General features: G+C 39.6%; 11 protein-coding genes and 1 tRNA gene. 3 read left to right on the plus strand and 9 right to left on the minus strand.

What is annotated here, in order from left to right; genetic code table 11:
* The 7 genes from HZA38_03980 to HZA38_04010 all read right to left on the minus strand — a co-directional run.
* Window positions 1-1,541, minus strand: a 1,541-nt coding sequence (locus tag HZA38_03980; GenBank protein ID MBI5414646.1) for an AAA family ATPase, incomplete at its 3' end; no start/stop codon positions are given.
* 55 nt (window positions 1,542-1,596) lie between these two features.
* A complete protein-coding gene (locus HZA38_03985) occupies window positions 1,597-2,451 on the minus strand; it encodes a transposase (GenBank protein ID MBI5414647.1) in 855 nt (284 codons plus the stop codon).
* Between the two features lie 38 nt (window positions 2,452-2,489).
* A complete protein-coding gene (locus HZA38_03990) occupies window positions 2,490-2,948 on the minus strand; it encodes an HAD-IIIA family hydrolase (protein MBI5414648.1) in 459 nt (152 codons plus the stop codon).
* A 147-nt stretch (window positions 2,949-3,095) separates the two neighbouring features.
* A complete protein-coding gene (locus HZA38_03995) occupies window positions 3,096-3,491 on the minus strand; it encodes a GtrA family protein (GenBank protein MBI5414649.1) in 396 nt (131 codons plus the stop codon).
* Window positions 3,491-4,399 carry a decaprenyl-phosphate phosphoribosyltransferase gene (locus tag HZA38_04000; GenBank protein ID MBI5414650.1) on the minus strand — a complete coding sequence of 303 codons (909 nt, stop codon included), beginning with the start codon at window positions 4,397-4,399 and terminating at the stop codon, window positions 3,491-3,493. The genes HZA38_03995 and HZA38_04000 overlap by 1 nt, the downstream gene beginning before the upstream one ends.
* On the minus strand, window positions 4,396-6,576 hold the full coding sequence (locus HZA38_04005) for a glycosyltransferase family 39 protein (protein MBI5414651.1): 2,181 nt from the start codon (window positions 6,574-6,576) through the stop codon (window positions 4,396-4,398). The genes HZA38_04000 and HZA38_04005 overlap by 4 nt, the downstream gene beginning before the upstream one ends.
* 199 nt (window positions 6,577-6,775) lie before the next feature.
* A tRNA-Pro gene (locus tag HZA38_04010) sits at window positions 6,776-6,852 on the minus strand.
* A gap of 303 nt (window positions 6,853-7,155) precedes the next feature.
* Here HZA38_04010 and HZA38_04015 point away from each other — a divergent pair.
* Window positions 7,156-8,586 (plus strand): peptidoglycan-binding protein, encoded by a 1,431-nt coding sequence (locus HZA38_04015; GenBank protein ID MBI5414652.1) that lies wholly within the window; start codon window positions 7,156-7,158, stop codon window positions 8,584-8,586.
* A gap of 70 nt (window positions 8,587-8,656) precedes the next feature.
* Here HZA38_04015 and HZA38_04020 read toward each other — a convergent pair whose 3' ends face one another.
* Entirely contained in the window at window positions 8,657-10,018 is a 1,362-nt protein-coding gene (locus tag HZA38_04020) for a type II toxin-antitoxin system HicA family toxin (protein ID MBI5414653.1), read from the minus strand.
* Here HZA38_04020 and HZA38_04025 point away from each other — a divergent pair.
* A complete protein-coding gene (locus HZA38_04025; GenBank protein ID MBI5414654.1) occupies window positions 10,009-10,206 on the plus strand; it encodes a DUF309 domain-containing protein in 198 nt (65 codons plus the stop codon). The two genes, HZA38_04020 and HZA38_04025, sit on opposite strands and share 10 nt — an antisense overlap.
* A gap of 194 nt (window positions 10,207-10,400) precedes the next feature.
* Window positions 10,401-11,585, plus strand: coding sequence for a glycosyltransferase (locus HZA38_04030; protein ID MBI5414655.1), 1,185 nt, complete (start codon window positions 10,401-10,403; stop codon window positions 11,583-11,585).
* On the opposite strand, the gene HZA38_04035 is transcribed toward HZA38_04030, so the two are convergent.
* Window positions 11,566-11,676, minus strand: a 111-nt coding sequence (locus tag HZA38_04035) for an IS30 family transposase (GenBank protein ID MBI5414656.1), incomplete at its 5' end; no start/stop codon positions are given. The genes HZA38_04030 and HZA38_04035 overlap by 20 nt on opposite strands.

Genomic DNA, 11,676 nt, shown 5'->3' on the forward strand with positions numbered 1-11,676 from the left:
AATATTTTTTCTACATTAAAGTTTCGAGAATCTTTTCGTGTCAGACAATATGCAGAAACTCCCAAGAACGGAATATCGTTGTACTTCATTTCTCCGACAGATTCGGGGCGAATGATTCGACGTGATTTCACATCTTTTGCCTTCAAATAGGTAATTTTCAAGTTCTTTTTGCGGTGAATCGCGTCTGTAATAATTTTTATTTTTTCTTCCGTAGAAATCTGGTCTTTTGATTTTTTGTATTGGTATTTTGTAAGAAATCGGACAATCGCGTAATCAAGCCACACGTGCTGAGGACGAATTTCTTTTTTGAGAACCATGCCTTCTAAGCTCGTGCAGCGAGAAAGCGCCACATACATTTGTCCATGCGCAAATGTCCCGCGACCAATATCGATCACCACTTTCTCAAAAGTTTTTCCCTGTGCTTTATGGATTGTGACCGCAAACGCAATACGAATGGGAAATTGCGTAAAAGAGCCAATCTCTTCGGAATCAATTTCTTTGTTTTCATTCACGTAGAATCGGTATACATCCCATGTGTACGGAGTGACGAGGTGTGTTTTTCCATTTTGCAGATCAATTTCGATTCCTTCAATTTCCTTGCCCTCGAAAAGAATATTGAGCACTTTGCCAATCGTTCCATTGACCCATCGCCCTGAAGCATCATTATTCAGCATCATCACTTGTGCACCAATTTTTATGTTCATGGAAATTGCGGTGGGATAGTATTCTTTTGGAAAATCTCCATACACGATTCCCTGAAGATGAATATTTTTCCCAGGAAGTTTTTCCATTTCCTGTTCGTTGATAATGTCCGCCCCAGCGTTTGTGCTCGTGAGTGAAATGTAGAATATATCATTTGGCGGCATAAAATCAGGATCATATCGTTTATTAATATTTCTATACTCTCTTTCTGTCGCGGTTTTATTTCGAATCGCGTTCAGAAGTTCAATAAATTTTTCGTCTTTTTGGCGATATATTTTTTCGAGTTCAATAAATTCCATGTTGAGGAGTGGAAATGACTTCGCGCTAAAAAAATACGGACTTTCGTATCGACTGCGAAATACTTCTTTTTCTTGAGACGTAACCACTGGAGGAAGCTGATAGAGATCGCCAATAAATACCATTTGTACGCCACCGAATGGCACATTTTTTCGTGGACCGTGCGCTCGTAAAAATGTATCGATGAAATCGAGGAGATCAGCGCGAACCATTGAAATTTCATCGATCACAATTGTCGTGAGTTTTTGAAAAAATTTCTCTCGTTCTCCGTGGAGTTTTTTTGGAATTTTCCGAATGGTGATATCTGGTCCAAACCCAAAAAAATGATGAATGGTTTGTCCTCCAACATTTATCGCGGCAACTCCGGTGGGAGCAAGAATAACGATTTTTTTTTGAGAGTGTTCGGAATAATATTTGAGAAGCGTTGATTTTCCTGTTCCCGCTCTTCCCGTAATAAACACATTTTTCCCCTTGGAAATAAATTCCAGCGCCTCAGAAAATTGAGGATTGAGTTCTACAGTGCTGTGGAGTTGTTTTTTCATGAGGGATTCTTGGTTGATAAAATTCAAAACCTTCCGCGGTGACAAAAACAAAGATTCACTCATGAAAAAACATTTCATCCTCATCCCAATTATACGGATTATTGATGATATATTCACGGATTTTTTCTAATGATATTTCATCACGAATAATATGCTCGTGATAATTGCGTTGCCATAATTTTCCGGAAAATGGCTGCCAATTGTTGTTTTTCACCCCATCGGTATATTTTTTTGTGGTCATGGTTTTGAACCGATGAACAATGTCCGGTAATGATAATATTTTTGATTCCGTAGGGGCAACCCCCTGTCGTTGCCCTGTGATGTTTTGCGATTGACCGATGGCATTTTGTGGTTGCCCTGTGATGTTTTGCGATTGACCGATGGCATTTTGTGGTTGCCCGTTGATGTTCTGTGATTGCCCGATTATGTTTTGTGGTTTTCCAATAATGTCGTGAAATATTCCGAATTCGTTTATGTGAACATCAGAAATTTCACGGTAAACCCTGACAACGTCACGGCAGGCATGAATGTTCCCATGATAGATACGAATATCCTCGGGGCAGGTATCGATAATTTTAGGGCGGGCATCCTCAATTTCAGGGCAGGCACGGGGGCCTGCCCCTACGGTCGAACATTCGTGTTGTATTACGATAATTCCATGAATGTGGTTTGGCATAATTTGGAACGCATCAATTTCGATTCCCCTATAAAATTCTGGTATTTCCTCCCATATCAATTGAACCATTTTCCCTGCGTCATTCAAAAACATTTCCCCATTTTTAATTTCTCCAAACACACATTCCCGATTTTGGACGCAAATGGTAATAAAATACGCGCCATTCTGTGAATAATCATATCCTTGGAGTCGAATTGATCGCCGATGATGTATCTCTGGATTGTATTTCGTCAAACAATTATTTGAATTTTTCAATCTCTCCGTTTTCTTCATTACCATATTCGGGCGAAAGCGGACAAAACATCATCAATAAAATTATACCCTCTTATCCACCACCTTTCATTCCCCGAAATCTTCCTCTTCACCCAAACAAATTCTGCTCCAATATTTTTCGCGAACAGATAATCGGTGAGAAACTTGTCGCCAATGACCACGATTTTTTTGTTGTGAAATTGATCGAGATCACGGAGGATTTTTTTGCTCGGCTTTCGATATTTTGATGAAAGAACTGGAATTTCGAGAATTTTTTCAAGCTGATTTGTTCGTTCTCTGTTTCGAGAATTGGTGCAGAGGAAAATTTCATTATGCTCGTGAAGTTCACGAAGTTTCTTCTGAACTTTCTCGCTAAAATCATATTCATTATCTGGCGCGAGCGTCCCGTCTACATCGAGAAGGATGAGAGAGTTTTTGAGCGCCGAAATGTTGAGTTCTTCGAAATATTCGTGGGGCATGAGAATTTTTAATTTTAAATTTTGAAATTTCTAAAGAATTTTTAAATCCAAATTTTTAAACATGTACAATTCTAAAAAACGGATCTTTGTTTAGAAATTTAAAATTAAGATTTATTTAAAAATTTAATCCCGCATTGCGGGACAAAATTAGAAATTTCTAAACACATATTTCTTATCCAAAAAATATTTCACTACATATCCCATCGAAAGCCCAATTCCTGCGCCGAAGTATTTCGCGGAATCGTAGGGAAGCAGAAAATGAAAACCGAGTTCGAATGACCAAAAAATTATCGTTGTGAATACTCCCGTGAATGAATAGAGAACAAACTTTTTTGCGTTTTCTGATTTCTTTTTTGTCTCGTAATAAAAAATAAATTTCTTATCAAGAAGATATTTTACGACAAGACCGACAAATGTTCCCACAGTAAGCGCAAGAAAAATATCAAATTTCCCCGAATACATGCGAAACGAGAAATACTGCGAGAGCAAATTTGCTCCGGTTGCAAGCCCCGCAAACAAGATGTATTTCATCGCGACGTGCATTATTCGTACAGGAGAAAGAACAGGCAAATGCCCCATCCTAAAACACAAAATTGAATAAAGTTATCTTTCAGAAGAACCTCTGTTGGAGAATGGGATTTCTTTTCGACAAGAGTAAGCTGCATATATCTCATAAATCCAAGAATTACAAATCCGGATGTGAGATAGAGCTTGTCCGAGTGGAGGCGAGAAATAACCTCTGGCGATGTCGTATACATAATGTAGGAAACTACAGAAATCGTCGCGAGCATTGCGAGAGAAAAATTGAGGAATTCGAGATTATATCCATCCACACTTTTTCGAGTTTTTTGTCCGCTTTCCAAGAAAATACGCACATCATCATGACGCTTTGCAAGGGCAATAAAAAGTGCAAAAAGAAAGGTCATGAGAACAATCCACATGGAGAGGGGAATGCCCGTAACAAATGATCCTACGAAAATGCGAATCACAAATCCACTTGCTATAATGACCACATCAATTATGGAGATATGTTTCAGCCACAATGTGTACAAAATATTTATACAGACATAAAGAACAGCCAGCCAAAGAGCGGATGTTTCGCCAAATGCAAATATCATAAATCCGAGAATAATCAGAAATGAACTCCCCACTTTCGCGGCTTCTTTCGACACTTTTCCCGCTGCAAGTGGACGATTTTTCTTTTCCGGATGCGTTTGATCTTCGTGAATATCATGAAGATCATTAAAAATATAGAGTGCACTCGCCAAAAAACAAAAACCGATAAATGCAGAAGCACTTTTTAAAAAGACATCTCCATCCAATATTTTCAGTCCAAAAAATGCGGGGAAAAAAATAAAGAGATTTTTTAGCCATTGGTGCGGACGAAGCAGAAGGAGAAAATCTTTCATGGAATTCTTGAGAGCAAAAAAACGAGATTTTACATTTTTCATTGTACATTTTTCACTCGGTATATGTATACCTCATCCGCATCATTGTACACTTCCTCAAATATTTCCGGATGTTCTTTCACCCATTCAAATTCCCAGTTTTTGAGATTCGGGAAAATGCTGAGAGCAATGACGAGATATTCTTTTTGATATTGGCGAAGATTCGAAAGCCAGGCAGAATAATTCGGATTCTGACGAATTGAAAGAACATCATCTTTGAAGTCTTTATATCGACACTGAGCACAATCGTTAATATTGATATAATCAACTTTTCTCTGAAGATTTCTTCCGAAGAGATAGTAGTGAAAATTGAATCCGGTATAAGCAATGGTGGCGTATGGCGCATGCACATCGAGCCATCTTGTGGCAAAAGCCACGCGAAAACTCCTTCCGGTTGCTTCTGGTTTCAACCACTTTTCAAAAAAATGAGGCGCATATTTTTCCTGAAGAGGAAGTACGTTTTCGAGAAGTAGAACAGCAAAAATAATTGAAAAAATAACAGAAGCAAATGCGAAGAAAATATATTTTTTTCCGCTTCCTGTTTTCATCAGGAAAAAATATCCAAGAGAAAGGAAAAAAATAGTGATGAGGAATAAAAGGAAGAGATTCTTTTGCTCTGTAATAAAGGAAATATCGAGAAAATTCGCACCCCTAATGAGTGTTCCTTCCGCTGAGTTTTGAATCGCGATGAGCAGAATATTTGAGAAAATGGAGAGGAAAACGAGAAAGGTGAGAATGGGCGCGAGAATTTTGAGACGCGAGATTACAAATGAAACTCCAATACTCGCAATTGCCAAAAATGGAAAGGAAAATCGAACATTTCCATCAAAAAGTGTATCTGTGTACGGTGCACGAATATAAAAATAAAAGTAGTACAAAAATCCGCCAAAAAGCAGAAGGGATATGAGGATGTCCAATTTTTTTTCAGATGATCCACGCCGAGCCGTGAATACGGTTTTTAAAAAGACAAAGAGGAGCAATATGGGAATGCTGGCGAAGAGAAGAGAAGCAGTTCCGATCCGTTCTCTAAGAACTCCGGTCATATTTCTGAGATCTTCAGGACTCTGAATACTCGAGAGCATCGAAGAATTGAGAAGCTTTTCGGTTATTCCGTGATATCCTTCAAAAAGAGTGTTTCCAAATATTTTCACTTCGAGCGGAAAGAGCGGATTCCCGACGTCGAGCACATTTCGAAAATACCAAAACCCTCCTCCGAGAACGATGGTGAAGAAGAGAATTCCCATTCCCCACACGACATTTCTTTTGCGTTTCCAAAAAAAGAAAATGAGAAAGAGAAGTGCGAGAACTCCGGGGAAGAATCCATAGGGAAGTCCGAGATATTTTGTGCCGATAAGAAGTCCGAGAGAAAATCCAAAAAGCGTCAGATCAGAAAAATTTCTGCTCATGGCAAATTCCTGGAGAAAATAGAACGCTGATATAAGGACGGTGACAAGATATAAATCCACCATTGGTGTTCCCATTTGCCACAACACTTCGGGAATGTAGAGAAAAATAGCGGCAGCAAGAAGAGAAATTTCTGTTGAGATTTTTAAATTTCTGGAAATAAGGAAAATCCCGAATCCGCTCACAAAATAAAGTGGAAAATTTACAAGATTTATAAAATAATCTTTTCCAAAAGGAAGAAGCATCCACAAACTCGTGAGTTCAAAATTGCTCGGATAATATCCTATCGGACCAGCAAAAGCACTGTAGTAAATCGACATGATTGAATGAGTCTGGAACCACTCCACCACAAAGGGGAGATGGTACGCGACGCTATCATACTCAAGCGGCAACTCAAAAAGTGCGGTGAAGAATCGAAAGAGGAAAATACTGAAGAACGGCGAAAAGAGCAGGAAAAAAAGGGCGGCATTATATTCTGGTTTTGGCGGAAATTTCGTCGAATACAAAACTTTTCTTCCGAAGAACGTAAAAACACTTCCAAAAATTACGCCATTCAGGGAAAAAAGCGGGAAAAAAGAAAGAATTCCCCATATTCCGAGGAAAATTTGGGAAAGAAAAATTTGGAGAGAAGCGAAAATAAATATAGATAAAAGCAGTTTTCCCCAAGACGATGGGCGATATTTCAGAAAAGCGAGGGAAAGATGAAGAGCGCTCGCGAATACGAATACATTGAGAATGCAGAATTCGCCGAATGCTCCCCAAAAGCTAGAAGGCATGGATGTCAAAAGAGTCGCGTGCAAGTGTACTCAAAAATATTGTATTTCTCAATTTAATCCCTCACCTCTCGCTCTTAGAGGAATCATTTTTAAGGTTACCTTATTCTGGCGCGCCATTCGAAGCGTCAGCATAAAATTTTCTTCATGACAGCCCTCCTTCGCTAAAGCTTCGGAGGGCATTCTTCGCTGACGCGAAGAATGGTCGGGGAGCCGGGACTCGAACCCGGGACCTCAGCGTCCCGAACGCTGCGCGCTAGCCAACTGCGCTACACCCCGATGAGCGACGATCCCGCATTGCGGGAGAGGAGGCGAATCGTTGGGTGAAGCCAGTCCCGCTTTGCGGAATGAAATGTGACTGCGCTACACCCCGTACGAAAGAGATAATATCGAAATGAGTTCTTCAGGACAATGAATTTTTATGTAGCCATAAAGACATTTTTTCCAAATTCCGTCAATAGTACATCATCGTCAAACATCGTCAAAAAATGGTATAATACTCTGATATTCCCGAATCTATTTTTAAAGAAACACTTTTTTCTTGTCTCTTCCAATTTCTTCAAAATATAAATTTCTTTTCACATGAATACAAAAAAATATACAAAAAAATTCAGCAGAGTTGTTGTAAAAAGCAGTCTTACCGCATTTTTGCTTTTTTCTGTGGTTCCGACTCTCGCTTCCGCTGATGAAGTAGAAAACGCTTCTGGAAGGAAACAAACGTTTGTGGTAACCGCCTATTATTCTCCGCTTGAAGACCAATCATTCTATATTCGGGGAAGCTACGAAGCGGATATTCGGCTGAATGGTGGAGGCGTGAATGCTGCGGATATGACTCCGGTGTACGTGGGAATGCTTGCTGCTCCAAAAACATACGCATTTGGAACAAAGATTTATATTCCAGGTCTTGGCAACGGAACCGTCCATGATCGCGGTGGGAAGATCCTCGTTCATGAAGGATATGATCGAATTGACGTGTGGATGGGATCTGGAACAGAGGGGCTTGGAAGGGCACTGAATTGGGGAAAACGAAAAGTAGAGGGATATGTGTATGATGATCCGAGTTCAGTTTCTGAGAATCTTTCTTTCACTCAAATCCCTTCTGAAATTGCCACATGGAGAAAGGTAGCCTCTTTATTCGCGAAAGATCTTTTCCTCGGAAGTTCTGGGGAAGAAGTGAGAAAACTTCAGAAATACCTGAAAGTTCTTGGTTTTTTCGATGGATCAGCAGCAGAAGAGGGGATATATGGTCCGCTTACGCAAAAAGCAGTTCTCGATTTTCAAATATCGAGACGGATCATTGCCGCTCATTCCGATTTTGGAGCTGGGGTGCTTGGACCAAAAACACGAATCGCCCTTGAAGAGATGCTCCGTGATGAAATGCCTTCCGTCTCGGAATCTGGAGGACCAACTATTTCTTCAAATCCTCTCCGCACGGCGATTATTTCGCCGGGAATGGGCATCAGTACAAAAGGAAAAAATGTGAAAAGACTCCAAATGATCCTTCGCAGTTTGGGATATTTTTCAGGGGAAACTACTGAAAATTATGGGAATCAGACAATTGAAGCGGTCGTCGCTTTTCAGATAGATCACGATATTATTAACGACGCGTTTGATCCGAGTGCTGGATATTACGGTCAAAGAACACATGTCAAATTGCAAGAAATATTGGCAGAACGGAAACAAAGACTCGAGAGCTTTTCTGAGCGAAAATACGTGCAGATTATTCCCATTCCTCTCGCAGAAGTTGTCGGGATTCCTGAGAGGGAAAAACTCCTTGTTAATTCTCAGCGAATGAAAGTAGGAGACAAGGGTGAAATAGTGAGAATCCTCCAACTAAAACTCATTGCGGCAAACTACCTCGAAAAAGGATTTGATACCGGATTCTTTGGTGAAAAAACAAGAGAGGCACTCATGAAATTCCAAAAAGATAATTATCTTATTGGAGATGCGATGAGTCCTGGAGCTGGGGAATTCGGGGAAAAGACGAAAACAATACTTTTTAATGTGACGTAACTCTCGCAGAAAAAGTTTTAAGAATATTCCGATTCATGCAAATTCGGATCCCCTTTTTTGAGCAGAAAACTCATGAAGATTTTCTTCCTGAACAAGCTTCAAGGAATTTCTCACGTATTCCTAGCTCCCTCAAGCATTTTCCAAGGGTTCCAGAAGGAACATCATCATCGCCATGAATTGGCACCGGATATCCTTTCGGTTTTGCCCCTGAGCAGTAAACATGATGTGATCCATGGATTCGACTCGGTTTTCCCAGAATCCCGTCCAGAATTCCTTTTACTCGACTTCCTTTTAATATTGGCAGTTTCCCATTTTTTTTTGTCGGTTTAATGCCATTCTCGGGAGATTTTTTGAAAGAATCATCTTCTTTAGCAGAAGCTTCACGTGTATTTCCCCCTGATGCTAAAGCTGGCGTTTCAGGAAGTAAATTTGGCATTTCTGTAACTGTAGCGGATTCTTCATAATTGCATTTTCCATTATCTCTTCCGCTTGTCCCCATGAAGAGATCTTTAATATCTTCTCCTTTTTCTGAAAAATATTCGAGAAGCGAATCATATATAACATTTGTAAGACTTTCTGCTACTTCAGGAGAGATACCGAGATTCTTTAAAGAAAGAGATGTCGAGGAAACGCAGAGTTCACCTGTACTTCTATCAAGAACAAGTGGAGGAAGATGTTCTTCTTCACCATTTTCCTCATGTGATTTGACGGCAATAGCAACGTAACAGAGAGTGTTCGGTCGAATTGATTGAAAATTCGGCTCATCATCGGCGATGATGTATATTTCGAAATTATCAATTTCTATTCCATAGCTTTCAATTTTTCTGAGGAGCGAAATTTCCTGCAATATTGTCAGTTTTATCCTTGCATCCTCTGGTTTCATTTCTCCATTATCGGAAGCAATTGGGAAATTTTGGAGAGGTGCGTATGTCTTTTGAAAACGTGAGTATAAACTCTCATCTTCATACGGAAGGATTTCTATGAAGGATTTCATCGGTTCGTCTGCAGTAATGACACGAACGACGATACCAAACATTTGCTCTATTCTTCGTTGTGCTGCTTCGCATATCTCGATTCCTATGATCGCAATATTCCCTTTCTGATCTTGGAATTTCTTTTTTTGTTCTTCCTTCTTTTCCATCCAAGTTCCGTATGCACCCATAAGGGCGAAATAGAGCCTTTGCTGAAATATAATCGCGCATTCTAGAATTCGGGCATTACCATAAGGGGATTCTTCCCTCACCAAAGAAGCAATGAGTTCTGATGAGAGAGAGAATAGGCTCAGTATATTTTTCCTATTGGCATAGCTGTCGATGTACGCAGGTCGCCCTAATAAAGTTTTTTTATCTGAAATGATCACACTAGTTCTTGTGCTCTCTATGAGTCTCCAGACAAGACCATCTGAATGATTCTTCCCTAATGATGCGATCATCCCATCTACAAGCTCAAAAATCCTTCTCCGAAGCTCATGATGTTCTGGAAGAAATGTGGCGTACTGAAAAATCTCTTCTACAGGGAGTGATCCTCCTCGAAAAACACTATCGAGTTCAGTTACCATTGGTGAATATAACACAGTTAAGAGATCTCGAATATTCTTTTCTCCGAAAAGACTCTTCATAGCGGGAGATATATTCATGCTTTTGCTTTTAGGGTCTTTTTCTGTTGGAGCCTGAGTTTGCTGATGTTTTCTGCTTTTATCTCTCGACATTTTTTATATAGAGAAAGTATTTTAATAATTTTTTAATATTTGTCAATCAATACATTTTTTAGAAAAGCAAAAATATTTGTAATATAAGTAAGCATCTTCTTGAAATTTGAATAAAAAATTTGATCAACTTCGGGTAGCAATTGTCGCAGACTGGCTCACAAATTATGGTGGAGCGGAAAGTGTTGTGGGAAGTTTTATGAGAATTTTTCCGAAAGCAGACATTTTTACTACGCTTTTTGTTCCTGAAGAAATGAAGGCGATTTCACAGAAAAAGGTCCACACAAGCTTTTTACAAAAATTTCCAAAATTTCTCAGGAAAAAGCATCAAATTTTTCTGCCGCTTCTCCCGAAAGCTATTGAAAGTCTGGATCTCAGCTCCTATGATCTCGTGCTCTCCTCCTCTTCATTTGTTGCGAAAGGATGTCTCACGAATCCGGAAACGCTTCATATCTGTTACTGTCATACTCCTACTCGATATCTCTGGGATGACTCACAAAAATATGTGGAGGAATTTCCTGTTCCAAAAGGTCTCAAATGGGCGATGAGATTTCTCCCAAAGATGCTCTCTCGTCTCAGAATTTGGGACCACTTAGCTGCAGAAAGGCCAGATGATTACATTGCTAATTCTGAATTTATTGCTGAGCGTATTGAAAAATATTACCAAAAAAAAAGCACGGTGATTGAACCTCCTGTTGATATCAAGCGATTTTCTCAGCATCGAATCGTGAAGAAAAAAAATTATTATCTTGCGGTAGGACGACTTACTCCTTACAAAAGGTTTGATCTTCTCATTGAGGCATTTCGGCGTCTTCCACAAAAAAAACTCAAAATTGCCGGGAAAGGTCCGGATTTTCATCGTCTTCTCAGCATTGCAAAGAGTGCTCCAAATATAGAATTTCTCGGGTTTGTTCCGGATGAAAAACTTCCTGAGCTCATGATTTGCGCGCGGGCATTTCTTTTTCCGCAAATTGAAGATGCGGGAATTTCTCTTCTTGAAGCTTTAGCATCAGGCACTCCGGTGATTGCTCTCAAAAAAGGAGGCGCAAAAACTCTTCTTCGCGATGGAGAGAATGGAATTTTTTTCGAATATCAAACTCCGGAAGATATTATTGTCGCAATTTCTCGGTGTGAATCAATGAAGTTCGACGCTAAAAGTATCAGAAAATCTGCGGAAAAATATGACCGAAATGCTTTTGAAAAAAGAATAAAGCAGCATTGTGAAGAAAAGTGGAATGAGTTTTCGGAAAATTCAAGGATTATAAGCACCACCCCTAGAGGAGATCAGAAATGACTTCATTTGGAGTACGATATCGAAGTGATTTTCTTGGTCTGTCGTTGAGTTTTTCTTGTACTGCATAGATTTTTTCTTCTGATACTTTGGA

The sequence above is a fragment of the Candidatus Peregrinibacteria bacterium genome (genome assembly GCA_016220175.1).
Taxonomy (GTDB): domain Bacteria; phylum Patescibacteriota; class Gracilibacteria; order CAIRYL01; family CAIRYL01; genus JACRHZ01.